The organism is Pseudomonas sp. MONT-RG-20F-20-E-7-02 (assembly GCF_022662395.1).
Taxonomy (GTDB): domain Bacteria; phylum Pseudomonadota; class Gammaproteobacteria; order Pseudomonadales; family Pseudomonadaceae; genus Aquipseudomonas.
In genome coordinates this window covers 363,576-385,462 of record NZ_JAKNQN010000003.1, presented here as the reverse complement: position 1 = coordinate 385,462, position 21,887 = coordinate 363,576, and the positions used below count along the sequence as shown (strand labels likewise).

Here is a 21,887-nt window from a genome sequence, read left to right as displayed (position 1 = left end):
CCAACTAATAAAAACCGATCCATGCATAAGAAAAGTTGATCCCATGAATTTGAAGTTCCTCGAAACCTTCGTCTGGGTGGCCAAGCTCAAGAGCTTTCGCCTGACCGCCGAGAAGCTGTTCACCACCCAGGCCTCGATTTCCAGCCGCATTGCGGTGCTGGAAAGCGAGTTGGGTGTGAAGCTGTTTCTGCGCGACTCACGTGGGGTGAGCCTGACCCCGGAAGGCTTGAAGGTGCTCGATTACGCCGAGCAGATGATGGTGACCATGCAGGGTTTGAAGCAGTCCCTGGAGACCACCAGCAGCAAGGTCGGGCGGATTCGCATCGGGGCGATGGACACCGTGATTCACACCTGGCTCAGCCCGCTGGTCGCCGAATTGATGGACCACTTCCCGCTGGTAGAAATCGAGTTGGTCGCCGATACCGCGCTGAACTTGAGCGATCAACTGCAAAAAGGCTTCCTCGACCTGATCCTGCAAACCGACCTGCTGCGCCTCGAAACCGTGCGCAGCCTGGAACTGGCCAGCCACCCGATGGCCTGGATCGTCGCCAGCCATTCGATCTACAACCGCGACTACGCCTCCCTCGCCGAAGTGGCCCGTGAGCGCATCATCACCTATTCGAAAAACTCCCACCCGCACCAGGACGTGCTGAGCCTGATGCAGGCTAACGGCGTGGCCGCGCCGCGCATGAACTGTGTGAATTCGGTGTCGGCGATTACGCGCTTGCTGCGCGATGGCTTCGGCATAGGCGCCCTGCCGCCGGTGCTGGTGATGGAAGAATTGGCGCGCGGGGAATTGGTGATGTTGCCGATGGCGCAGAAACTGCCGAACTTGCAGGTGGTGGTGTCGTGGCGTGTGGGCGTGGAGTTGGTGGAGGAGATTGTCGGGCTGTGCCAGAAGGTGGTGGCAAGGTATGCCGAAGAGGTCGGCGAAGAACACATGCTACTGACGAAACCGGATTGATCGTTCCCACGCTCTGCGTGGGAACGCGGGCCAGGACGCTCCGCGTCCCAAAACGTGACGCGGAGCGTCACAAGAGGCATTCCCACGCGGAGCGTGGGAACGATCATCATCAAAGGCCTTTGAGGTCTCGCTCTTCAATCGGCCGGCTCTGGCGCAGGCGCTTGCCGCCCAACACCACCCAGTCGATCAAGCGGAACAGGCATTCGATGCCGAACGACAACAGCATCGCCCCGCCCAGGCCCCAGCCCATGGCCTCAGGCGTCAGCAGAATCTGGTAGCTGTAGCCATTCCAGGTTTCCAGGCGAATCGCCGGGTCGGCGGCCACCGCCACTTGCAACGCGCGGATGTACCACGGGCCTTGCATGGCCTGGAACTGCTTGTCCAACGCGACCTGGCGATCAAGCATGCTGCCCAGGCTGTTGGCGTCGCTCTGGAACACCGGGTCATCACTGGCGCGGTAATGCGCCACCAGCGCCTTCAAGTCACCATTGAAGAACTGCCGCGCGGTGGTTTCAAACCCGCTGAGGCCGGTCTGGGCCTCGATCAGGTGGGCTTCGACGCGCTTGGCGTAGTCGTTGATAAACCCCGGCACTTGCACACCGACCAACAAGCCAATCGCAAACAGCACCAACCGCAGATAACTGAGCAGCATGGTCGATATCCTTACTCGGTAATGCCCTGGCTGACGCATTCACCGCGTCGCCACAGGCTCCATTGGCCCGGTTCGTAGCGGGTCCAGTTTTCGTTGTCGGTCAGCGGCTCGGTGGCGATCACCGTGACCACATCATTTGGCGTGGTTTCAGCCTGAAAATCGACGATCACGTCGACATCTTTCAAGCGCGCCGGGCCAAACGGTGCGCGCCGGGTAATCTGCGCGAGTTTGGTCGAGCAGTAGCAAAACAGCCAGTCGCCGTCGCTGAGCAAGCAGTTGAACACGCCTTTGCTGCGGTATTCGGCGCAGGCGGCGATCAGGTCCGGTAGCACTTGCTCAATGTCCACCGGCTCCGGGAAGGCTTCGCGCACCCGGTTGAGCAGGTCGCAGAACGCCGCTTCGCTGTCGGTATCGCCCACCGGCCGGTAGAACGTGGCGCGCGGGTTGAAGTCCGCCAGTTGGCCGTTGTGCGCGAAACACCAGTTGCGGCCCCACAGTTCGCGCACGAACGGGTGGGTGTTGGCCAGGCTGACCTTGCCCACATTGGCCTGGCGGATATGGCCAATCACCACTTCACTTTTGATCGGATAACGCTGCACCAGCAGCGCGACTTCCGATTCGCAGCTGGCGGCCGGGTCCTGGAACAGACGCAGGCCACGGCCCTCATAGAAGGCAATGCCCCAACCGTCGCGGTGAGGGCCGGTACGCCCGCCCCGCTGCATCAGCCCGGTAAAGCTGAACACGATATCGGTGGGGACGTTGGCACTCATGCCCAATAATTCACACATGCCAGGGCTCTCGCTGCAGGGCGGACAACGTTAAAGGCGCGGTTCGACCCGCATACCGCTGGTGGGCGCCGGGCGACGGAATGGCTCGTCGTCTTCGTCCACCGGCTCGGCGGCCAAGGCTGCATCGGCAGCGGCCTTGCGCTCACGGCGGGCAGTGGCGGCGCGCTCGATGGGCCAGCGGATCAACACAAACACGATGTACACGCCAAAGGCGATCATCGTGTACATGAACAGATCGGAGATGGCGCGCCAGGCGTTATTGCCGACATGCAGCACCAGATCCAACGCTGTGATCGCCACGGCCGGCGCAAACTGGGTCTTGACCGGGTCGACGATGGTCGGGCTGAACAGCAGCACCGCCATCAGCAACTGCAGCGGCTCGCGCAGCCAGCGCCAGATCCAGCGGGTCATGCGCCACCACACCAACAGGCAGCCCAAAGCGGCGAAGGCGTAAAGGCCCCAAGCGGTCAGATAGTCGTTCTCGGTCATGGTGTCCATGGCAAGGTAGGCAAACAGGCGGCTATGATAACGGCTTTTGCGTGTCTCGGCTGCAATGCCTGCCACCATCCGCCAGACAGAGAGTGATCCATGCCTTCATCGACCCACATCACTGCCGCCCCGATTGCCCGCAAGGCCGAAGGCCAGGACCCGTACGCCTGGCTGCAACAGCGTGACACGCCTGAAGTCCTCGATTACCTCAAAGCCGAAAACGCCTTTCAGGAAGCGCAACTCGCCGACCAGCAGGCGCTGCGTGAAACCCTGTTCGAAGAGATCAAGGGCCGCATTCTCGAAACCGACTTGTCCCTGCCCTCGCCGTGGGGGCCGTACCTGTATTACACACGCACCACCGCCGGTGACGAATACGCCCGCCACTACCGCTGCCGCCGCCCGGCGGATGACAGCAACGCGGTGGACGACAGCAGCGAAGAACTGCTGCTCGACCCCAACGTACTGGCCAATGGTGGCTTTTTCTCCTTGGGCGCGTTCAGCATCAGCCCCGACCACCAGCGCCTGGCCTACAGCCTGGACACCAGCGGTGAAGAGATTTACACCCTGTTCGTGAAGGAATTGGCCACCGGCAAAGTCAGCGAGCTGGAGTTCGAGGACTGCGACGGCAGCATGACCTGGGCGAATGACAGCCTGACCCTGTTCTTCACTGAGCTGGACGACACCCATCGCCCGCACAAGCTCTATCGCTACCGCCTGGATGGCACGGCGGCGCAGGAAGTGTTCCACGAGCCTGACGGACGTTTCTTCCTGCATTGCTACCGCTCCAGCTCCGAGCGCCAGTTGCTGCTGGCCCTGGGCAGCAAGACCACCAGCGAAATCTGGGCACTCGACGCCGACCAGCCACACCTCGACTTCGCCTGCCTGGCGCCACGGGTCGAAAACCACGAATACGACGTGGACCACGGCCAGCTTGACGGCGAGTGGACCTGGTTTATCCGCAGTAACCGCGACGGCATCAACTACGCGCTGTTCGTCGCCGCCGACACCGGCAGCGTGCCCACCGAAGATCAATGGCACAACCTGATCCCGCACAGCGACGAGGTGATGCTCGATGGCGTGAGCCTCAACGCCAGCGCGATGACCTTGAGCCTGCGCATCGGCGGCCTGCCGGTGATCGAAGTGCACCCGCAGGACGTACAAGCCTATCGCGTGGAACTGCCAGACGCCGCCTATAGCCTTTACGTACAGAACAGCCTGGAATTTTCCAGCGACAAGATTCGCCTGCGCTACGAAGCCCTCAATCGCCCGGCCCAGGTGCGCCAGCTGGACTTGGCCAGCGGCGCGCAAGTGGTGCTCAAGGAAACCCCGGTACTGGGCGTGTTCAACGCGGACGACTACGTCAGCCAACGCCTGTGGGCCACCTCCGCCGATGGCACCCAGGTGCCGATCAGCCTGGTGGTCAAACGCGACCAGCTCGGCAAGCCGACGCCGCTGTACCTCTACGGTTATGGCGCCTACGGCCATAGCCTCGATCCGTGGTTCTCGCATGCACGCTTGAGCCTGCTGGATCGCGGCGTGGCGTTTGCCATCGCGCATGTACGCGGCGGCGGTGAACTGGGTGAAGCCTGGTATCGCAACGGCAAGCAGGAACACAAACAGAACACCTTCAGCGACTTTATCGCCTGCGCCGAGCACTTGATCGCCGCAGGCCTGACCACCTCCAGGCAGCTGGCGATCAGCGGTGGCAGTGCCGGTGGCTTGTTGATCGGTGCGGTGCTCAACCAGCGCCCGGACCTGTTTCAGGCCGCGATTGCCGAAGTGCCGTTCGTCGACGTGCTCAACACCATGCTCGACCCCGAGCTGCCGCTGACCATCACCGAGTATGACGAGTGGGGTAACCCTGAAGAGCCCCAGGTGTACGAACGCATCAAGGCCTACGCGCCATACGAGAATGTCAGCGCCCAGGCCTACCCGGCCACGCTGGTCATCGCTGGCTATAACGACAGCCGCGTGCAGTACTGGGAAGCGGCCAAGTGGGTGGCCAAGCTGCGTGACACCAAGACGGACGACAACCTGCTGCTGCTCAAGACCGAATTGGGCGCCGGCCATGGCGGGATGAGCGGTCGTTACCAGGGATTACGTGACGTAGCGCTCGAATATGCATTTGTGTTCAAGGCGCTGGGGCTGATTTAAGGAACTTAGGACGGCGGTCCTGTCTGAACACACAGACCGCCTACTTGATTGATGGACCAAGATTGCAGCCATGCCATTACCGACGTTAATGAACAATGAAATCCGCGACATGCTCATGGACTGCGGCCTGTTCGATCCCTTGTTGCCGGAAGACTTTCACGTCGCCGCCGGTTTCTTCAATATCAGCAGCATTGCCCGCGATGAGGTGATTTTCCTCGAGGGCGATGCCGGCACCTTCATGTGCATCATCCACAGCGGCCAGGTGGCGGTGCAGAAAACCAACCACGACGGCCAGCGCCTGACCATCGCCACCCTGCGCAGTGGCCGGGCCTTCGGCGAAATGGCGGTGCTCGATGGCGAGCGGCGTTCGGCCAGCTGCATCGCCGCCAGTGATTGTGTGCTGTTGAACCTGGGCAAGGATTCCCTGGAAAAAATGCTCAACGAAGCGCCCAGGGTTGCCGCCAAGATCATCCGCGCTATCGCGATTGCCTTGTCCAAGCGCCTGCGCATGGCCGACGGGCAATTGCTGTCGCAACAGTTTTAACCGCCGGGGGTTTTCGGTTTGCTGTCGTTTTGCAGCAGGCCGGGCACGCCTTGATCCTTCGGCGGCGTCGGCAACACAATCGGCACCAGCGCCGGTGAGCCGTTCGCCGTGGCTTTAGGCGCGACGGGCGGGGTGACTTGCGGGTACGGCGTGGGCGTCGGCGTGCCCGGCGCACCGGGGGTTGGCGCGGGGGCGACCGGCACGGTTTGCAACTCCTGAGCCTGAGCCGCACCCAATGTGAACGCGCCAAGCACAATGACCGTTAGAATACTGCACTTCATCGATGGCTCCATGGCCTGACCGGAATGTCGTAAGGCTACTCCCAACCGCGCAAGAATGCCCTTCCCAATGAGATTTCCATGAAACGTTTCGTTCTGCTCGACACTACTCCGATCCCCGATAACGGCGGTGCCTTGTGCCTGTTCGAATACGGCGAGGATTTTGTCATCAAGATCCAGGGCGGTGACGGCGGCCAGTTGATGAACACGCGCATGCACGGTTCCGAAGACGCGCTGGCGGAAATTCCCTGCCGCAAAGTCGCCGGCCGCCCGGGTTCGCGGGTGCTGATTGGCGGGTTGGGCATGGGCTTCACGCTGGCCTCGGCGCTCAAGCATTTGGGCAAGACCGCCGAAGTGGTGGTCGCCGAATTGGTGCCTGGCGTGGTGGAGTGGAACCGTGGGCCACTGGGCGAAAAGTCCGGTCGCCCGCTGCTGGACCCGCGCACGGTGATTCGCCTGGAAGACGTGGCGAAAGTGCTGCAGGCAGAGCCTCAGGGCTTTGACGCGATCATGCTCGACGTGGACAACGGCCCCGAAGGCCTGACGCAAAAAGCCAACAGCTGGCTCTACTCCGCCGGTGGCCTGGCCGCCTGCGCCAAGGCCCTGCGGCCCAAGGGCGTGTTGGCGGTATGGTCGGCGAGTGCCGACAAGCTGTTCAGCGACAAACTGCGCAAAGCCGGTTTCAAGGCTGAGGAAGTGCAGGTGTTTGCCCATGGCAATAAAGGCACTCGGCACACCATTTGGATTGCCGAGAAGCTCAAGGGCTGAGCCCCGCCGACACCACAAATCCCGTGTGGGAGCTGGCTTGCCTGCGATTGCGCCGCATCAGTCGCCACACGTGTTGACTGAAATACCGCTATCGCAGGCAAGCCAGCTCCCACATTTTTGATCGGTGTTAATCCCGGGATTTGCGGTAATCAATCACATACGGCACTTTTTTCTCAAACGTCTTCTTCAGCTCAGCTTGATCCAACTGGCTCATGCCGCCCAACTGATGGGCGGTGAAACCGCTGTCACCCACCTGCGAGCCCGGCGCCAGGCTGACCATGCGCTGGGCAACGGCTTGGATAGCGTCCTTGTAGCCGCCCTTCTTGTTCAGGTTGAAGGCGCTCAGGTCAATCTGCGAGCGCAGCCAGTTACCCCAGTAGAACTCCAGAAACTCCGGCGCAACGGCGCCATCGTCCGGCTTGCCGTAGGCAGCTTTGCGAGTGAAATACACCAGGCTGCGGAAGGTGTCGTCCTGCAGGTTCTTGAAGCCCAGGTGCGCCGGCAGTTGCTGCGGTGCCAGGGTTTTGCCGTGATTGTCCTTGAGCCAGACCTTGCGCGCGGTCTCCATGCGCTGCCAGAAGGTGGCCATGTCCGGGCTATTGCTGAAGTCATCGGTCACTTTGACCCACATTTTCAACTGTGGGCCGCCGCCGGGCACTTCCCACAAGGTGGTGAAGCTGTGGTGACCGTCGGTCAGGTACAACTGGCCGCCGGGGCCGACCACCACGGTTTTCATCTCGTCGGGGTGGGTGCCCACCGGGCTTTTGCAACTGAAGCTGGCAGGGCGGAGCAGGTCGGCGTCTTTGGGCACCTTGTCGGCGTCGCCCTGGCCGTTGGTTTCGCAGTACTCGTCGAAGACCTTGGCGGGTTTGTCGGCGAACAGCCCCAGGCTGTAATAAATCTGGTCGAAGCCCACCACGGCCTGGGTCGGGTGCAGTTGTTCGAGGGCAACCTCGATGACCTGGCCGGGTTTGGGGGTGGAGAACGCTTGAGCGTGAGCCGCCAGGACGCTGAAGAGCAGCGCTACGGTCCAGGTGTATAAACGCATGGGTTTCAGATCCTTGTGAATGGAGTGAGCCGATACTACAAACGAATGCCACCGTCAGCCTGTACCGTAGCTGAAAAAGCCAGCAGTCATTTCGCCCGCAAGCGGCTAGAATCAACCCTATCCGTGAACCCCCAAATAGCCAGGAGCCATGATGAGCTCGACCAACCCGCCCTCCCACACCGCCAAGCTGGACCGCATCCTCGCCGATGCCCAGCGCGACCGGGAAATGGGCTACCGCGACAAAGCCTTGAAGATGTACCCGCACGTGTGTGGCCGCTGCGCCCGTGAATTTGCCGGCAAACGCTTGAGCGAGCTGACCGTACACCATCGCAACCACAACCATGATGACAACCCCCAGGACGGCTCCAACTGGGAGTTGCTCTGCCTGTACTGCCACGACAACGAACACTCGCGCTATACCGACCAGCAGTATTTCGGCGAAGGCTCCACCAGCAGCCCGACGATTGCCAAGGCCACGCACAACCCGTTTGCGGCGTTGGCGGGGTTGATGAAGAAGGACGACTGAAGCCCTTCTTTGTCTGTGCGGGCCTCATCGCCGGCAAGCCAGCTCCCACAGGGGAATGCATTCCAAGTGTGGGAGCCGGGCTTGCCCGCGATAGCGATCGCCTAAGCAACACATGCCTCCAAGGCCGTATAATCGCGGTTTTTCTCCAAGGCACCCTTCCCCGTGGGCAATAAACGCTACAGCTGCATCGGTCTGTATAACCCCAAATCCCCCGAAAACGTTGGTTCGGTGATGCGTGCCGCCGGCTGCTACGGCGTGGCCTCGGTGTTCTACACCGGCGTGCGCTACGAGCGCGCCCGGGACTTCATTACCGACACCAAGAAAGTCCACCACGACATTCCGCTGATCGGCATCGACGACCTGAAAAAGATCCTGCCGCTGGGCTGCATCCCGGTCGCAGTGGAACTGGTCGAGGGCGCCCGCCCGCTGCCCGAATACACTCACCCGGACCGCGCGCTGTACATCTTCGGCCCCGAAGACGGCTCGCTGGACAAAGAGATCCGCGACTGGTGTGAAGACGTGGTGTACATCCCGACCACCGGCTGCATGAACCTCGCCGCCACCGTCAATGTGGTGCTCTACGACCGCCTGGCCAAGGGCAACAACACCCGTTCGGGCCCCAAGTATTGATTTTTCGGGAACATCCGGCGACCGCAAACAGTCAGCTACTTACACTTGCCCTTGTTGGAGACAGATCATGAGCGACAGCAAAATCCTGCGACCTATCATTGAACACACCCCGTTTGAAACCCAGCCCACCCAGAACGTGCACGGCTGGGAACGCATCGGCTCGGTGGCCGGTGGCGTGATGATGGTCGGCAAAGGCCTGCGCCGTGGCGGCATCTTCGGCTTGATCCAGGTGGCGATTGGCGGTGTGGCGCTGGTGCGCGGCGTGACCGGGCACAGCTCGCTCAAAGACAAGCTGGAACAGGGCCGCCAGGAAATGAACAGCGTACGTACCAAAATCGAGCGCGCAGGCGAAGAGTTGAAGAACTTGAAGACCAAGGCTGAAGTGGCGGCGGAGAAGGCCACCAAAACCACAGGCTGACCTTACTCTCCAACCCATTGGAGATCTAAATGTGGGAGCTGGCCTTTGTGGGAGCTGGCTTGCCTGCGATGCAGGCACTTAGGTGTATCTGATCCACTGCGGTGATGCTATCGCAGGCAAGCCAGGTCCCACACAAGCCAAATCCCACACAAGCCCGCTCCCACATTTTTGCTTTGTGTATGGCCTAAGCTCAGCGCAATAGTTTGCTATCCAGCACCACCGACGACTCGCCGATCACACTTTCGGCCAGCTGCACAAACTCCACCGTGGTAATGCTGTTCGCGCGCATCACCGCCTGCGCGAGGTCATCCAGCGAACGCTTGTTATGGGTCTTCACGCGAATCTCGCGGTCCAGTTCCTGCAACACCACCACCGCCCGCGCGACCGTCGCACCGTTGACGTGATCGCCACGCAGCGTGGTCACGTCCTTGCCCTCTTTGCTCAAGCGCGCCTGAATCGCGGCATAGCGCTCATCGGTGATGCCCCCCGCGCGACGCAGCAGTTCGATGGCGTAATACTCGCCAAGGCCTTCGCTGATCCAATCACTGGTGTCGTGATCGTTGAAGCGCCCAATCGCCTGCACCACTTCGCGAATCAACGGGCTGCTGCCGTTCTCGCTGACCAACGGCGTGCGGCTGTTGAGGTAGATCGAGTCGCGCGCCGCGAATACGCCACGGCGCAGCGGGTCACTGGCGCCCACCACCAGCAGCTTGGCCGGGTGACGCGGGAACGCCGCCTCGACCTGCGGCCAGACGAACGTCAGCAGCGTCAGCACATCCATACGGCGCATGGCCTGGCCTTTGGGCGAGGCCACGGTGACTTCGGTTTCGCCCAGGCGCACGCGGCGGCTGCCAAGGGTGCCGGCGAGCATCCAGCCGGTGGGCCGGTCGAACAGCCGGGAAACGTTGTCGATGCGAAATTTGTTCTTGCCGATACGCGGCCAGGCGGTTTCGATGCTTTTCCAGCCGCTGGGCAACTCGAACATCAGGCGCGAGACCAGTTCGACGCCGTCCTGCTGGTCGAGCCGGGCAGCCGGCACCAGGTCTTCGCCGCGAAACAGCGCCCAGCTCGGGGTCATCCGCGCCTCATAGACACCCGCTTTACGCGCATGGCTGAGGCGTACACGGTAGGTCAGGCTGGCCTTGTCGGCAGACGGCTGCCACAGGCCACGGGTGCCGCTGACCTTCCACTGGCCGTCAGCCTTGAAGTCGCTGTAGTCACCGTCGCGGCCCAGGTCGAAGTTCAGGCTACGCACCGCCGAGCCTTGGGACAGGCTCACACGCACCTCGGCTTGATCGCTCTGGGGCAGCAGTTTGACGTGATAGTCGAGGTCGACTTTCTTTGCGCACCACGCGGGCAGGCTCAGCGCCAACAGCACGAACGATGCCGCCAGCTTGGTTGCCACCGTCATACACACTCCTTTTTTCAGCCCGCGCGGAAGATCAGGTAATCCTCCCAGTCGTCTTCGGGCACGCTGCCTTCGGCGAGCATGCGCCCGGACTGGGAAATGCGTTCATGGTGCACGGCGTCGCGGTCGCCGCAGACCAAGTGATGCCACAGCGGCAAGTCCTTGCGCTCGCTGACCAGGCGATAGCCGCAGGTCGGCGGCAGCCACTTGAACTGGTCGGCCTGGCCCGGCGTGAGCTGGATGCAGTCAGGCACCGAGGCGCGGCGGTTGGGGTAGTCGGTGCACTGGCAGGTTTTCAGATCGAGGAGTTTGCAGGCGATACGCGTGTAATAGACGCTGTTGTCTTCCTCATCCTCAAGCTTTTGCAGGCAGCACAGGCCACAGCCGTCGCACAACGACTCCCATTCCTCCTGGTCGAGGTGTTCAAGGGTTTTGCGTATCCAGAAAGGTTCGACTTTGGCGGCCATGGCTCTACATCAGTATCGGTAGGTGAAAAGGCCGCCAGTCTAGTGCCCAAGGCCCTTGGGGCCAAGCGCTTACGACTGGCGGTGTAACAACACTTGTCAGTCTAGTGGGCGCGCAGTAGCTTTGAACGCCGAATTGAACCTCAGGAATTGCCCATGACACGCGTTGCCGATTACCCGATCCACTCCCAGTTCACCGAACGCTGGTCGCCCCGCGCCTTCACCGGCGAGAGCATCCCGCAGGACACGCTGCTGAGCTTCTTCGAAGCGGCACGCTGGGCACCGTCGGCCTACAACTCACAGCCTTGGCGGTTTCTCTACGCGCGCCGTGACACGCCGAACTGGGAACGTTTCCTGGGCCTGCTGAATGAATTCAACCGCAATTGGGCGCAGCATGCGTCGGCCCTGGTGATCATCGCTTCGAAAACCGACTTCACCGCCCCCGGCGCCAGCGAAGAAACCCCGGCGCTGTGGCACACCTTCGACACCGGTTCAGCCTGGGGCCACCTGGCGCTGCAAGCCAGCCTCAGCGGCTGGCACACCCACGGCATGGCCGGTTTCGATCAGGAACTGACCCGCAAAGAGCTGAAGATCCCCGCAGGCTATGCACTGCACGCGGCTGTGGCCGTGGGCAAGCTGGGTGACAAGTCGAGCCTGCCTGAATATTTGCAGGAGCGTGAAGCGCCAAGCCCGCGTAAACCGCTGAGCGAGCTGGTGTCCGAAGGCGATTTCAGCCTGTAAGCCATACTGATATTCCTGTGGGAGCGGGCTTGCCCGCGATAGCGGTGGGTCAATCGCTGCATTGCTGGCTGACACACCGTCATCGCGGGCAAGCCCGCTCCCACATTAATAACCGCGCTCGAAGCTGACTTCCCCGCGCAACGCTTGCTTGGCGTCATACGCCCGCAGGTTCTGTACAAACAAGTCCACCATCATCCCCGGCGACGTCGGGGCCGAGCTGTGCCCGGTCAACAGCAAGCCCCAGGCGGTCCAGAACGGATGCCGTTGCGGCAGCGGTTCCTGGCGGCACACGTCGATCACCGCGCCGGCCAGATGCCCTTCCTTCAGCGCCTCAACCAGGTCAGCATCGACCACGGCCACGCCGCGCCCGACGTTGATGAACAACCCGGTCGGCTTGAATTGCTTGAACAGCGCCGCGTTGTACAGGTCATGGGTATTGGGCGTATTGGGCAGCAGGTTGATCACATAATCCACCTCGCCCACCAGGCGGCCCAATTGATCCAGCCCGGCCACTTCGATAAACGGTGCCTGCTCGCGTGCGGAGCTGGCGATGCCATACAACTTGACGCCAAACGGCAGCAGGAAGTCAGCCACACGCTGGCCGATATCGCCGGTGCCGACGATCAGCGCCTTGCGCCCGGCCAGGCTCTGGCCCATGCGGTTGTCCCACTTGCGCTCGACCTGGCTGACCAGCCGCGCAAGCACTTCACGCTCATGGCCCAACATGTAGGTAAGCACAAACTCGGCCATGACCTGGCCAAAGATGCCGACCGCGCGGGTCAGGCGGTAGTCGCGGGGCAAACCGTCGGCCAGCAGCGGCGTGATACCGGCCCAGGTCGATTGCAGCCATTGCGGTTGGTGACCCTGGCGCAACAAGGTCGCCAACAGGTCCGGCTGGCCCAGCCATACCGGGCAATCGGCGGCCAGGCGCGAGAGTTCGGCGGAGTCGCCGCTGGTCAGCACCTCGACGTCGGGCGCCGCCTCACTGAGCAATTGGGCGTAGAGCGGGTAATCCTGTTCAGCAATCAGAACACGCATGGTTCAAACCTTTCAAAAACACTGCAGACGGCCGCCCGCATCCTTACGGCCACCGCCAACGAATACGTTTGCATTGAAGAATGTGCCCGCATCCGGGCACTGACTGATCACATCGGGTCGTTGCGGCGCAGCAGCTCTTCGGGCAAGTGCTCGATGTACTCGTCTTCGGCCGGCGGCATTTGCAGGTGGTAGCCCTGCTTGTCGAGGTTTTCCAGGACCACGCTGATGTCCTCGCGGGACAGCTTGCGCTCCGGCGTCAGGATCATTTCGAAGGCCAGATGGGCCTTGCCGAAGGCTTGCATCAACGGCTCCGGCACACGCTCCAGCGCATCGCTTTTGAGCACGTAGAGGTACATCCCGTCTTTTTTCAAACTGCGATAGATGGAGCAAATACGTTTCAAGGCTGTTCTCCGGCAGTGGCCAGGCTGTCGAGCAGCGCCTGGCCCATCAACTCGCGGCGCCAGCCACGCAGCGAGTCTGGCAATGTATAAGGCCCATCGGGGTAGCCACTTTTAACCAGGGCTTCGAGGGTTTTCTTGCGCAGCATCAGTTCCGGCGCCATGTCCAGGCGTTCGGCTTCGGCCTGGCCCAGCGCGCGCAGGTGCTTGATCAGCGTGGCGGCGTCCACCGGCAGCGGTTCAGCCACGGCCGGCGGCCATTGGTCCATCGGCACACTGCCGGCACGTTTGATCAGGTCCAGCAGGAACTGGCCGTCCTGGCGCACGGTGCGCGGGTGCATGTCTTCAATTTTGCCCAGCGCAGCGAGGTTATCCGGCTGGGATTTGGCCAGGGGCCACAATGAGTGCTCGCGGATAATGCGGTTGCGCGGCAGGTCACGGGCGCGGGCTTGCTGCTCGCGCCAGGCGCACAGTTCACGCAGCACGGCGAGCTGGGCGCGGGACAGTTTCCACGCCAGCTTGGCGTCGCGGTACACCTCGTACGGGTCGACTTCGCGGCGCAGGTTGGCCACCAGTTCGGCGCCGTCTTCCAGTACCCAGGCGTATTTGTCGTCAGACAGTTGCGGGCGCAGGCGAATGTAGACCTCGGCCAGGTGCACCGCGTCTTCGGCGGCGTAGCTCACTTGCGTCTCGGACAATGGCCGCTGCAGCCAGTCCGAACGGGTTTCACCCTTGGGCAGCTCGATATCGAGTACGGCTTGCACCAGGCGCGAGTAGCCCATGGAGAAACCGAGGTTCAGGTAAGCCGCCGCCAATTGGGTGTCGAACAACGGCACCGGCAGGCTGCCGGTCAGGCGCAGCAAGACTTCCAGGTCTTCACTGCAGGCGTGCACCACCTTGATCACCGCCGGGTTCTCCAGCAAGGCGGCCAAGGGTTGCCAGTTGTCGATGGTCAGGGGGTCGATCAGGTAAGCGCGCACGCCATCGCCGATCTGGATCAGCCCGGCAATGGGATAAAAGGTGTCGACCCGCATGAATTCGGTGTCGAGGGCGACGAATGGCAACTGCTGCCATTCGGCGCAATGCTTGCCGAGGCTATCGTTGTCGCAGATCCAGTGAATATCGATGGCCACACGGCTCTCCCTTGAAGAATGGCGCGCAGTATATATCGCGAAAGACCCTTGCGAGCATCCGCAGTGCACACACCATCATGAAAACTCCGACAAGAGACAAAGAATAGTCCGACAGGCGGCAATTAGCCTCTCTTACGCAGAACGTAAACCCGCCAACGCTTGGAGCCCGGCAGGAACTCTTGCTGGTACAAGACTTTGAATCCGGCTTGACGAAATTCATCCTCGACAGCCGTCTGCGCATTAACAGAGACGATCACCGTGTCGCGACTGACCCGATGAAACTCACTCAGCAGCGCCAAACGCCCTTCGCTGCTCGGTACATGGCGAAACAGTTCCAGGCAGAAAATGCAATCCACCGCATTCGCCGACAGGCCGATGGAAAATGCCGAGCCCTGGAACGTTTTGACCCGTTTGAGCAACGCCGCCGGATGATGAGTGCGCGCATGGTCGAGCATGGCCTGGGAGTTGTCCGAGGCCAGGATCACGCGGTTGATGTGTTCGGCCAACACTGGCCAGAACCGACCCGAGCCACAGGCCAGGTCGAGGATCAGCCCCGGTTCGCCGGCGACTTTCAACGCCTGGCGCACCAACCGCTCATCGCGCCACGCCGCCATGCGCTGGCGCAGCCGTGGCGGGCGCGTGTCGCCACAGACCCTGGCGTGCTCACGGTCGCAGCGCTCGGTGAATTCAATCTCGATAGAGGAAGGTGGTTGTGACGACATCACGGGCTCATGTGTGTAGAACGGTAGTGAACGACCTTGAACCGCAGCTTAACCACTGCAACGTGAAAAAAAGGTCGAAACCGCCACGGCCACCAAACACTCAAGATCCAGTGTGGGAGTTGTCGAGCTGTAGCGAGGCTACGATGGCGGCGGGTCAGGCAACCCATCACTGGCTCCCACAGTGGATTACGCCTGGTGCAGATACCAGCGCCAGTCCTGCTCGCCCACCTCGCCCATGAACTGGCGATATTCGGCACGCTTCACCGCCAGGTACACACCCAGGAACTCACTGCCGAACGCATCCCGCGCCCAGCTGGAACCTTCCAGGGCACGCAAGGTGGTGAGCCAGTCGGTGGGCAGCAATTCCTTGGCTTGCGCGTAGCCATTGCCTTCCACCGGGGCGCCGGGGTCGAGTTGTTCGCGGATACCACGATGAATGCCGGCGAGGATCGCCGCAGCGGCCAGGTAAGGGTTGGCGTCGGCGCCGCAGATACGGTGCTCGATGTGCCGGGAGTTGGCCGGCCCGCCGGGTACGCGCAGGCTGACAGTACGGTTGTCGACGCCCCAAGTGGCCGCCAGCGGTGCATAACTGTTGGTCTGGAAGCGGCGGTAGGAGTTGGCATTGGGACAAAACAGCAGTAACGAATCCAGCAAGGTGCTGAGCATGCCGCCCACCGCGTGGCGCAATAAAGGCGTGCCATCGGCGGCCTCGCTGGCGAACAGGTTATTGCCGTGGGCATCGGCGAGGCTGACGTGCATGTGCATGCCGGTGCCCGCCAGGTCATCGAACGGCTTGGCCATGAAACACGCGGTCATTCCGTGTTTGTGCGCCACGCCCTTGACCAGGCGTTTGTAACGCACGGCTTCGTCCATCGCTTGCAGCGCGTCAGCGCGATGTTCCAGGGTGATTTCCACCTGGCCCGGGGCGTATTCGGAAATCGCCGTGCGCGCCGGAATACCTTGCAGTTTGCAGGCGCTGTAGAGGTCCGCCAGGAACGGCTCGATCTGCTCCAACTCGCGCAAGCCATAGACCTGGGTCGAGCGCGGGCGATTGCCGTCCACATCCCGCGCCGGTTGCGGTCGGCCGTTGCTGTCGGATTTCTGGTCGAGCAGGTAAAACTCCAGCTCCGCCGCCATCACCGGGTAGTAACCGTCAGCTTTCAGCCCGTCGATCACCTTGGCCAGCAGGTGCCGAGGGTCGGCCACGGTGGCGGGCAGGCCTTCAGTGGGGTGCATGCTGACTTGCACCGCCGCAGTCGGGATCAGCCGCCACGGCATGCGCTGCAAACTGCCGCTGACCGGGTAGGCGCGGCAGTCGATATCGCCGACTTCCCAGACCAGCCCGGAGTTTTCCACGTCATCGCCATTAATGGTCAGTCCGAGGATGGTGCTGGGCAATGGCCGGCCACTTTCGTACACCGCCAGCAGTTCATCGCGGTGCAACAACTTGCCACGCGGCACGCCGTTGTTGTCGAGGATAAACAGCTCGAACATCTCGATGTCCGGGTGCTGCTCAAGAAAGGATTGGGCTTCGTGCAGGCTGGCAAAAACACTCATGACAATTCTCATACGTTTGCGTCAGGCAGGCGCACAGGCGCCGCCGGGCAGATGCGCACAGGTGCGCGTCATCCATGGGGCAAATCAACGTAGAAAAGAGGTATCTGGTGGGCGTGCGTGGCGGCAGTGGAACAGGGCCCAGAAGGCCAGCTCGGAGGGCAGTGCCTCGACAGTCGACGGACAGCTTGGCACCAGGGTGCCAGGCGGTATCGCGGGGTGAGTGTCGGGGGAACCGTCCATGGGGGATTCACAGTGAGGTAGATGCCCGGCAGCGTCACACGCCTGCATAGGGGGGTTAAATTCAGGGTTGATGGAGTTTGGTTGCACGTTGGCTAAACATTGCATAGGCCTTGCTACCGGGCCGCCCCGCTGGAAATAATGACCGCCCCCGATCATGCCCCCAAAGGATTCGACTGCATGAAAGCTCCCCTCACCTTCTGCCTGTTGGCAGGCCTGGCCACCCACGCCGTGGCCGAATCGCGCCTCGACGCGGTGCTGCAGCGCGGCACGCTCACCGTGTGCACCACCGGCGACTACAAGCCCTACACCTCGCTGCGCGCCGACGGCAGCTATGAAGGCATCGACATTGCCATGGCCGAGTCGCTGGCCAAGAGCCTGAACGCGAAAATCACCTGGGTGCCGACCACCTGGAAAACCCTGATGCCGGACTTCCTCGCCCAACGTTGCGACATCGCCGTGGGCGGTATTTCGGTGTCGCTGGAGCGGCAGAAAAAAGCCTTCTTCAGCCAGGCCTTGGGCGTGGACGGCAAGATCCCGCTGGTGCGCTGCGCCGATGTGCAGCGCTACCAGACCGTCGAGCAGATCAACCAGCCGCAGGTGCGCGTGATCGAGCCGGCGGGCGGCACCAACGAAGTGTTCGCCCGCGCCCACTTGGGCCAGGCGCAGATTCGTTTACACGATAACGTGACCATCTTCGATGAGCTGCTGGCGGGCAAGGCCGACGTGATGATTACTGACGCCAGCGAGGCGCGCTACCAGCAGAAGCTCAAGCCAGGGCTGTGCGCGGTCAACCCGGAACGGCAAATGCAGTACAGCGAAAAGGCCTTCCTGCTGCCCCGCGATGACGTGGCCTGGAAAAGCTATGTCGACCAGTGGTTGCACTTGAGCGTCGCCACCGGCGTGTACGACGGTATCGTCAATCAATGGCTGGCGGCGCCCTGAGCCGCAGGCGTCTACGCTGTGCTCACATCAATAACAATGAGGGACGGGTAATGAAAGGACTGCTCCGACTCACGTGGCTGCTGTTGCTGTGTTTCAGCCAGGTGCACGCGGCCACTCAGGATGAGGACGCCCAGGCTGCCAAGACGCTGCTGGAAAAGGCGCTGGCCTACTACCAGGCCAACGGCGACAAGGCCTTTGCCGCGTTCAGTCGCCAGGGTGAATTTATCGACCACGACCGTTATGTGTTTGTGGTCGATACCCAGGGCGTGTTGCTGGCCAGTGGCGGCCCCTCCGCCGCGTTGATCGGCCGCGATGTGTCCGAACAGCTGGGGCCGGACCTGCAAGCCTCGTTCAAACAAGCGCTGGCAGTGCCCGAGGGCCAAGGCATCCAGCAGGCGGAATATCGCTGGCAGAACTGGAACGACGGCAAGGTTGAGCGCAAGCATGTGTTTTACCAGCGGGTCGGCGAGCGGATTCTGGCAGTCGGCTATTACCTGCCACGCGCCACGCCAGAACAGGCTCGCGGATTGCGCGACAAGGCGGTGAAAGCGCTGGTCAAGGATGAAGCTGGCACGCTCAAGGCGATCAACGCGTTGCAGGGCGGGTTTCTGCAGGATGACTTGTATGTGTTTGTGGTGGACCTGAATACCGGGCGGTATGTGGCCCATGGCACCAACTTGCGCCTGGTGAATACTGACTTTCGCAAGATCAAAGACCCGGACGGCAGGCCGGTAGGCGAGCCGATCCTCAAGCTGATGGCCGAGCAGGATCAGGGTGAATACAAGTACCGCTGGAAAAACCCGGTAACCGACAAGGTCGAGAACAAGCACGCCTACTTGCGCAAGATCGGGCATTTCATGGTGGCGGTCGGGTATTACAGCCCCTGAACCAGATTGGAATGCAATCAACTGTGGGAGCTGGCTTGCCTGCGAAAGCGGTGGGTCAGTTTGCACAGCTGGCACTGATATACCGCTATCGCAGGCAAGCCAGCTCCCACAGTTTGATCATCATCGGGTCAGTTACTTGGCCTTGTCTTCGCGCCCGCGCAGCCCCTGGGTACTAACCCCCCGGATCAGAATTGGAATGCAATCACCTGTGGGAGCTGGCTTGCCTGCGAAAGCGGTGGGTCAGTTTGCACAGCCGGCACTGATATACCGCTATCGCAGGCAAGCCAGCTCCCACACGGTTACTTGGCCTTGTCTTCGCGCCCGCGCAGCACGCGGTTTGGCATTGCTATTGCTGCCGCCAGCCCCAGCAGCGACACCGCCGCACTGACCATCAGCAAATGCCGGAACGTCACCGCCAATTCCCCGCGTAACGCATCCTGCGCCGGGCCGGGGGCGGCGTTGAGGCCGTCGAGCAGCACGTTGCCGGAACTGCCCTCGGCCACCAGCGCGCCGCTGGCCAAGTGCGCAAAGCTCGAATCCTGCAACAACGCCAGCAGCAACGCCGACATGCACGCCACGCCCACCGCGCCGCCGAGGGAGCGGAACAGGTTGGTGGTGCTGGTCGCCACGCCGATATCCCGCTGTTCCACCGAATTCTGCGTCCCCACCAGCGACGTCGGAAACTGCATCCCCGCCGCAATCCCGCACAGCAACATGAACACCGCGGTCATCCCGACCGCTTGGGGCGCGCTGTAGGCCATGCCCAGAATCGCAAACGGGCTGAGCAACGCCCCGGTCAGAATCATCGGTTTATAACGCCCCGTCACCGAGGTCAGACGCCCGGCACAATACGCCCCCACCGGCAGGCCAAACGCCAGCGGCAGCAAGTGCAGCGCGGCACTGTCAGCCCCGGAGCCGGTCACCGTCTGATACCGCAGCGGCATTAACACCGTCAGGGAAATCGCCTGGAAGCTGGTGAAAAAAATCGTGCACCAGCACAACACCGCACCGCGGTTGGCAAACAGGTGCATCGGCAGCAGCGGCTCACGCGCGCGGCGCTCATGCCAGACAAACACCGTCAACGCCACCAGCGCACACGCCAGTAGCCCCAGCACTTGCTGATCACGCCAATGATGGCCCTGGCCGATTTCAGTGATGCCCAGCAGCAAGGCGGTCAGGCCGATGATCATCAGCACCGTGCCGAGATAATCAATGATCGGCTTGCGCTGCGGCACCGGCAGCCCGACCAGGGTGCGATGCGCCACGTACCAGGCGCCGGCGCCCAGCGGCAGGTTGATCAAAAACACCCAACGCCACGACAAGTACTCGGTCATGTAGCCGCCGAGCACCGGCCCGGCCACGCTGGCCACCGCGTACATGCTGCTGAAATAGCCCTGATAGCGCCCACGTTCACGGGGCGGGATGATGTCGCCAATGATCGCCTGGCTCACCGAGATCATCCCGCCGGCGCCAATGCCCTGGAGAATCCGCGCCAGCACCAACTGCTCCATGCTCTGCGCCATCCCGCAGAACATCGACGCCAAGGTAAACACGCCCATGCCGATCAGCATCATCGGCCGGCGCCCGTACAGGTCGCCGAGCTTGCCGTAGATCGGCACCGCCACCGTCATCGCCACCATGTAGCCGGAGATCACCCAGGCCAGCAGGTTGACGTCATGGAACTGCGCGGAGATGGCCGGCATCGACACGGCGACGATGGTCTGGTCGAGGGCACCGAGGAAGATCGCCAGCATCAAGGCGACCAGCACACTGCGCACGGCGGGAACGGGTTGGGTAGGCTGATTCAGGTTGGTCACGGCAGAACCTTCGAGCAAGGCCCGCAGGAAAGGAAAGGCCCGCGGGAATGCTCGATACGATAGCAGGCTACTCGATAGCTTCGTAAGGAAGCCCGACGTAATTTTCTGCGATGGTTTTGCGCCCCGCCTCCGAACTGATGAAGTACGCCAGTTCGCTCTCGGCAATGCGCTGGCTGAAGCCATCCGCCTCGGGAAACTGGTGCAGCATCGAGGTCATCCACCAGGAAAACCGCTCGGCCTTCCACACGCGGCGCAGGCAAATCGCCGAGTACTTTTGCAGCAAGTCCACACGCCCCTCGCGGTACACCTTGAGCAGGATGCGAAACAGCGTGCTCACGTCGCTGGCTGCCAGGTTCAAGCCCTTGGCGCCGGTGGGCGGCACGATATGCGCAGCATCCCCGAGCAGGAACAGGCGCCCGTACTGCATGGGTTCCACCACAAAGCTGCGCAGCGGCGCGATGCTTTTCTCGATGGACGGGCCGGTGACCAGCTGCTCTGCCAGGTGGCCGGGCAGACGGGTTTTCAGCTCGTCCCAGAAACGCTCATCCGACCATTCATCCAGCGGCTCATCAACCGGCACTTGCAGGTAATAGCGGCTGCGGGTCGGCGAACGCATGCTGCACAGGGCGAAGCCGCGCGGGTGCTTGGCGTAGACCAATTCGGCATGCACCGGCGGTGTGTCGGCCAGAATGCCCAGCCAGCCAAACGGATAGACGCGCTCGAAAACCTTTAACGAATCAGCCGGGATCGATTGGCGCGCCACGCCATGGAAACCATCACAACCGGCGACGTAGTCGCACTCCAGGCGAAAGGCCTCGCCCTGATGCTCGAACGTCAGCCAGGGTCGATCACTTTTGAGGTCATGGGGCTGCACGTCGTGCGCTTCATACAAGGTGATGGCGCCAGCCGCTTCGCGCGCCTGCATCAAGTCGCGGGTGACTTCGGTCTGGCCGTAGATCATCACCGTCTGGCCGCCGGTCAGTGCCTTGAGGTCGATGTGGCTGAGCTGGCCGTTCAGCGCCAGTTCAAACCCGTCATGCACCAGGCCTTCGGCGTCCATGCGCCGGCTCACACCCGCCTCGCGCAGCAGGTCGACCATGCCTTGTTCCAGCACCCCGGCACGGATGCGGCCTTGCACGTAATCGGCGCTCTGGCGCTCTAGAATCAGGGTCTGGATACCGGCGTTGTGCAGCAGTTGGCCGAGCAGCAATCCGGACGGACCGGCGCCAATAATGGCGACTTGGGTTTTCAGCGTTTTCATTATTTTTATGGCTCGCAAGC

At 62.0% G+C, this 21,887-nt stretch carries 24 protein-coding genes; 10 read left to right on the top strand and 14 right to left on the bottom strand.

What is annotated here, in order from left to right:
- The first annotated feature begins 43 nt into the window (after nucleotides 1–43).
- On the top strand, nucleotides 44–964 hold the full coding sequence (locus L8I05_RS10885) for a LysR family transcriptional regulator (protein WP_159954886.1): 921 nt from the start codon (nucleotides 44–46) through the stop codon (nucleotides 962–964).
- 109 nt (nucleotides 965–1,073) lie between these two features.
- On the opposite strand, the gene L8I05_RS10880 is transcribed toward L8I05_RS10885, so the two are convergent.
- Genes L8I05_RS10880 through L8I05_RS10870 form a run of 3 tightly spaced genes read right to left on the bottom strand, consistent with a single transcriptional unit; the run spans nucleotide 1,074 to nucleotide 2,971 of the window.
- A complete protein-coding gene (locus L8I05_RS10880) occupies nucleotides 1,074–1,616 on the bottom strand; it encodes a DUF2937 family protein (RefSeq protein ID WP_159954885.1) in 543 nt (180 codons plus the stop codon).
- Nucleotides 1,617–1,627: 11 nt separating this feature from the next.
- Nucleotides 1,628–2,404 (bottom strand): class II glutamine amidotransferase, encoded by a 777-nt coding sequence (locus L8I05_RS10875; RefSeq protein WP_242168877.1) that lies wholly within the window; start codon nucleotides 2,402–2,404, stop codon nucleotides 1,628–1,630.
- Between the two features lie 30 nt (nucleotides 2,405–2,434).
- Nucleotides 2,435–2,971, bottom strand: coding sequence for an MFS transporter (locus tag L8I05_RS10870; protein ID WP_159954884.1), 537 nt, complete (start codon nucleotides 2,969–2,971; stop codon nucleotides 2,435–2,437).
- Nucleotides 2,972–2,992: 21 nt separating this feature from the next.
- Between L8I05_RS10870 and L8I05_RS10865 the strand changes: the two genes are divergently transcribed.
- Both L8I05_RS10865 and L8I05_RS10860 read left to right on the top strand, forming a co-directional pair.
- On the top strand, nucleotides 2,993–5,047 hold the full coding sequence (locus tag L8I05_RS10865; protein ID WP_242168875.1) for a S9 family peptidase: 2,055 nt from the start codon (nucleotides 2,993–2,995) through the stop codon (nucleotides 5,045–5,047).
- A 70-nt stretch (nucleotides 5,048–5,117) separates the two neighbouring features.
- Nucleotides 5,118–5,591, top strand: coding sequence for a cyclic nucleotide-binding domain-containing protein (locus L8I05_RS10860; protein WP_159954882.1), 474 nt, complete (start codon nucleotides 5,118–5,120; stop codon nucleotides 5,589–5,591).
- Here the strand turns inward: L8I05_RS10860 and L8I05_RS10855 are convergent.
- Nucleotides 5,588–5,872 carry a hypothetical protein gene (locus tag L8I05_RS10855; RefSeq protein WP_242168873.1) on the bottom strand — a complete coding sequence of 95 codons (285 nt, stop codon included), beginning with the start codon at nucleotides 5,870–5,872 and terminating at the stop codon, nucleotides 5,588–5,590. The two genes, L8I05_RS10860 and L8I05_RS10855, sit on opposite strands and share 4 nt — an antisense overlap.
- 78 nt (nucleotides 5,873–5,950) lie before the next feature.
- On the opposite strand from L8I05_RS10855, the gene L8I05_RS10850 reads away from it, so the two are divergent.
- On the top strand, nucleotides 5,951–6,637 hold the full coding sequence (locus tag L8I05_RS10850; RefSeq protein WP_046035159.1) for a hypothetical protein: 687 nt from the start codon (nucleotides 5,951–5,953) through the stop codon (nucleotides 6,635–6,637).
- Between the two features lie 127 nt (nucleotides 6,638–6,764).
- On the opposite strand, the gene L8I05_RS10845 is transcribed toward L8I05_RS10850, so the two are convergent.
- On the bottom strand, nucleotides 6,765–7,685 hold the full coding sequence (locus L8I05_RS10845; protein WP_242168871.1) for a ParB/Srx family N-terminal domain-containing protein: 921 nt from the start codon (nucleotides 7,683–7,685) through the stop codon (nucleotides 6,765–6,767).
- A 151-nt stretch (nucleotides 7,686–7,836) separates the two neighbouring features.
- On the opposite strand from L8I05_RS10845, the gene L8I05_RS10840 reads away from it, so the two are divergent.
- The 3 genes from L8I05_RS10840 to L8I05_RS10830 all read left to right on the top strand — a co-directional run bounded on the left by L8I05_RS10840 (nucleotide 7,837) and on the right by L8I05_RS10830 (nucleotide 9,259).
- Nucleotides 7,837–8,211, top strand: a complete 375-nt coding sequence (locus tag L8I05_RS10840) for a YajD family HNH nuclease (RefSeq protein ID WP_003210675.1) — start codon at nucleotides 7,837–7,839, stop codon at nucleotides 8,209–8,211.
- 162 nt (nucleotides 8,212–8,373) lie between these two features.
- Entirely contained in the window at nucleotides 8,374–8,841 is a 468-nt protein-coding gene (locus L8I05_RS10835) for an RNA methyltransferase (RefSeq protein ID WP_003189607.1), read from the top strand.
- Between the two features lie 67 nt (nucleotides 8,842–8,908).
- Complete coding sequence (locus tag L8I05_RS10830) at nucleotides 8,909–9,259, top strand: DUF2892 domain-containing protein (protein ID WP_242168869.1); 351 nt, start codon at nucleotides 8,909–8,911, stop codon at nucleotides 9,257–9,259.
- Between the two features lie 190 nt (nucleotides 9,260–9,449).
- Here the strand turns inward: L8I05_RS10830 and L8I05_RS10825 are convergent, their stop codons facing one another.
- Nucleotides 9,450–10,670 carry a hypothetical protein gene (locus L8I05_RS10825; RefSeq protein ID WP_242168867.1) on the bottom strand — a complete coding sequence of 407 codons (1,221 nt, stop codon included), beginning with the start codon at nucleotides 10,668–10,670 and terminating at the stop codon, nucleotides 9,450–9,452.
- A gap of 14 nt (nucleotides 10,671–10,684) precedes the next feature.
- Nucleotides 10,685–11,134 (bottom strand): YcgN family cysteine cluster protein, encoded by a 450-nt coding sequence (locus tag L8I05_RS10820; RefSeq protein ID WP_159954876.1) that lies wholly within the window; start codon nucleotides 11,132–11,134, stop codon nucleotides 10,685–10,687.
- Between the two features lie 153 nt (nucleotides 11,135–11,287).
- On the opposite strand from L8I05_RS10820, the gene L8I05_RS10815 reads away from it, so the two are divergent.
- The gene (locus L8I05_RS10815; RefSeq protein WP_242168865.1) at nucleotides 11,288–11,872 is read left to right on the top strand and encodes a nitroreductase family protein; all 585 of its coding nucleotides are present in this window, start codon (nucleotides 11,288–11,290) and stop codon (nucleotides 11,870–11,872) included.
- 105 nt (nucleotides 11,873–11,977) lie between these two features.
- Here L8I05_RS10815 and L8I05_RS10810 read toward each other — a convergent pair whose 3' ends face one another.
- From L8I05_RS10810 to L8I05_RS10790, 5 genes are all read right to left on the bottom strand, one after another.
- Nucleotides 11,978–12,910, bottom strand: coding sequence for a D-2-hydroxyacid dehydrogenase (locus L8I05_RS10810; RefSeq protein WP_242168863.1), 933 nt, complete (start codon nucleotides 12,908–12,910; stop codon nucleotides 11,978–11,980).
- Nucleotides 12,911–13,017: 107 nt separating this feature from the next.
- Complete coding sequence (locus tag L8I05_RS10805; protein ID WP_159954873.1) at nucleotides 13,018–13,311, bottom strand: YcgL domain-containing protein; 294 nt, start codon at nucleotides 13,309–13,311, stop codon at nucleotides 13,018–13,020.
- Nucleotides 13,308–14,441 carry a ribonuclease D gene (gene rnd, locus L8I05_RS10800; RefSeq protein ID WP_242168861.1) on the bottom strand — a complete coding sequence of 378 codons (1,134 nt, stop codon included), beginning with the start codon at nucleotides 14,439–14,441 and terminating at the stop codon, nucleotides 13,308–13,310. The genes L8I05_RS10805 and rnd overlap by 4 nt, the downstream gene beginning before the upstream one ends.
- Nucleotides 14,442–14,563: 122 nt before the next feature.
- Nucleotides 14,564–15,163 carry a class I SAM-dependent methyltransferase gene (locus L8I05_RS10795; RefSeq protein WP_242168859.1) on the bottom strand — a complete coding sequence of 200 codons (600 nt, stop codon included), beginning with the start codon at nucleotides 15,161–15,163 and terminating at the stop codon, nucleotides 14,564–14,566.
- A gap of 186 nt (nucleotides 15,164–15,349) precedes the next feature.
- The gene (locus L8I05_RS10790) at nucleotides 15,350–16,720 is read right to left on the bottom strand and encodes a glutamine synthetase family protein (protein ID WP_242168857.1); all 1,371 of its coding nucleotides are present in this window, start codon (nucleotides 16,718–16,720) and stop codon (nucleotides 15,350–15,352) included.
- Nucleotides 16,721–17,137: 417 nt separating this feature from the next.
- On the opposite strand from L8I05_RS10790, the gene L8I05_RS10785 reads away from it, so the two are divergent.
- The gene (locus L8I05_RS10785; protein ID WP_177016102.1) at nucleotides 17,138–17,902 is read left to right on the top strand and encodes a transporter substrate-binding domain-containing protein; all 765 of its coding nucleotides are present in this window, start codon (nucleotides 17,138–17,140) and stop codon (nucleotides 17,900–17,902) included.
- Nucleotides 17,903–17,952: 50 nt separating this feature from the next.
- Complete coding sequence (locus L8I05_RS10780) at nucleotides 17,953–18,789, top strand: cache domain-containing protein (protein WP_242168855.1); 837 nt, start codon at nucleotides 17,953–17,955, stop codon at nucleotides 18,787–18,789.
- 299 nt (nucleotides 18,790–19,088) lie between these two features.
- Here L8I05_RS10780 and L8I05_RS10775 read toward each other — a convergent pair whose 3' ends face one another.
- Nucleotides 19,089–20,606 (bottom strand): MDR family MFS transporter, encoded by a 1,518-nt coding sequence (locus tag L8I05_RS10775; protein ID WP_242168853.1) that lies wholly within the window; start codon nucleotides 20,604–20,606, stop codon nucleotides 19,089–19,091.
- Nucleotides 20,607–20,673: 67 nt separating this feature from the next.
- Nucleotides 20,674–21,858 carry a 4-hydroxybenzoate 3-monooxygenase gene (gene pobA, locus L8I05_RS10770; protein ID WP_242169353.1) on the bottom strand — a complete coding sequence of 395 codons (1,185 nt, stop codon included), beginning with the start codon at nucleotides 21,856–21,858 and terminating at the stop codon, nucleotides 20,674–20,676.
- Nucleotides 21,859–21,887 lie beyond the last annotated feature (29 nt).

What these genes read in the sequence shown, in the direction of transcription:
- L8I05_RS10845 (WP_242168871.1), bottom strand. Translation starts at nt 7,685, where the DNA reads ATGCGTTTATACACCTGGACCGTAGCGCTGCTCTTCAGCGTCCTGGCG.
- L8I05_RS10830 (WP_242168869.1), top strand. Translation starts at nt 8,909, where the DNA reads ATGAGCGACAGCAAAATCCTGCGACCTATCATTGAACACACCCCGTTT.
- L8I05_RS10880 (WP_159954885.1), bottom strand. Translation starts at nt 1,616, where the DNA reads ATGCTGCTCAGTTATCTGCGGTTGGTGCTGTTTGCGATTGGCTTGTTG.
- L8I05_RS10860 (WP_159954882.1), top strand. Translation starts at nt 5,118, where the DNA reads ATGCCATTACCGACGTTAATGAACAATGAAATCCGCGACATGCTCATG.
- L8I05_RS10785 (WP_177016102.1), top strand. Translation starts at nt 17,138, where the DNA reads ATGAAAGCTCCCCTCACCTTCTGCCTGTTGGCAGGCCTGGCCACCCAC.
- L8I05_RS10810 (WP_242168863.1), bottom strand. Translation starts at nt 12,910, where the DNA reads ATGCGTGTTCTGATTGCTGAACAGGATTACCCGCTCTACGCCCAATTG.
- L8I05_RS10850 (WP_046035159.1), top strand. Translation starts at nt 5,951, where the DNA reads ATGAAACGTTTCGTTCTGCTCGACACTACTCCGATCCCCGATAACGGC.
- L8I05_RS10820 (WP_159954876.1), bottom strand. Translation starts at nt 11,134, where the DNA reads ATGGCCGCCAAAGTCGAACCTTTCTGGATACGCAAAACCCTTGAACAC.
- L8I05_RS10780 (WP_242168855.1), top strand. Translation starts at nt 17,953, where the DNA reads ATGAAAGGACTGCTCCGACTCACGTGGCTGCTGTTGCTGTGTTTCAGC.
- L8I05_RS10840 (WP_003210675.1), top strand. Translation starts at nt 7,837, where the DNA reads ATGAGCTCGACCAACCCGCCCTCCCACACCGCCAAGCTGGACCGCATC.
- L8I05_RS10875 (WP_242168877.1), bottom strand. Translation starts at nt 2,404, where the DNA reads ATGTGTGAATTATTGGGCATGAGTGCCAACGTCCCCACCGATATCGTG.
- L8I05_RS10865 (WP_242168875.1), top strand. Translation starts at nt 2,993, where the DNA reads ATGCCTTCATCGACCCACATCACTGCCGCCCCGATTGCCCGCAAGGCC.
- L8I05_RS10825 (WP_242168867.1), bottom strand. Translation starts at nt 10,670, where the DNA reads ATGACGGTGGCAACCAAGCTGGCGGCATCGTTCGTGCTGTTGGCGCTG.
- L8I05_RS10855 (WP_242168873.1), bottom strand. Translation starts at nt 5,872, where the DNA reads ATGAAGTGCAGTATTCTAACGGTCATTGTGCTTGGCGCGTTCACATTG.
- L8I05_RS10885 (WP_159954886.1), top strand. Translation starts at nt 44, where the DNA reads ATGAATTTGAAGTTCCTCGAAACCTTCGTCTGGGTGGCCAAGCTCAAG.
- L8I05_RS10815 (WP_242168865.1), top strand. Translation starts at nt 11,288, where the DNA reads ATGACACGCGTTGCCGATTACCCGATCCACTCCCAGTTCACCGAACGC.
- L8I05_RS10790 (WP_242168857.1), bottom strand. Translation starts at nt 16,720, where the DNA reads ATGAGTGTTTTTGCCAGCCTGCACGAAGCCCAATCCTTTCTTGAGCAG.
- L8I05_RS10870 (WP_159954884.1), bottom strand. Translation starts at nt 2,971, where the DNA reads ATGGTGGCAGGCATTGCAGCCGAGACACGCAAAAGCCGTTATCATAGC.
- L8I05_RS10795 (WP_242168859.1), bottom strand. Translation starts at nt 15,163, where the DNA reads ATGTCGTCACAACCACCTTCCTCTATCGAGATTGAATTCACCGAGCGC.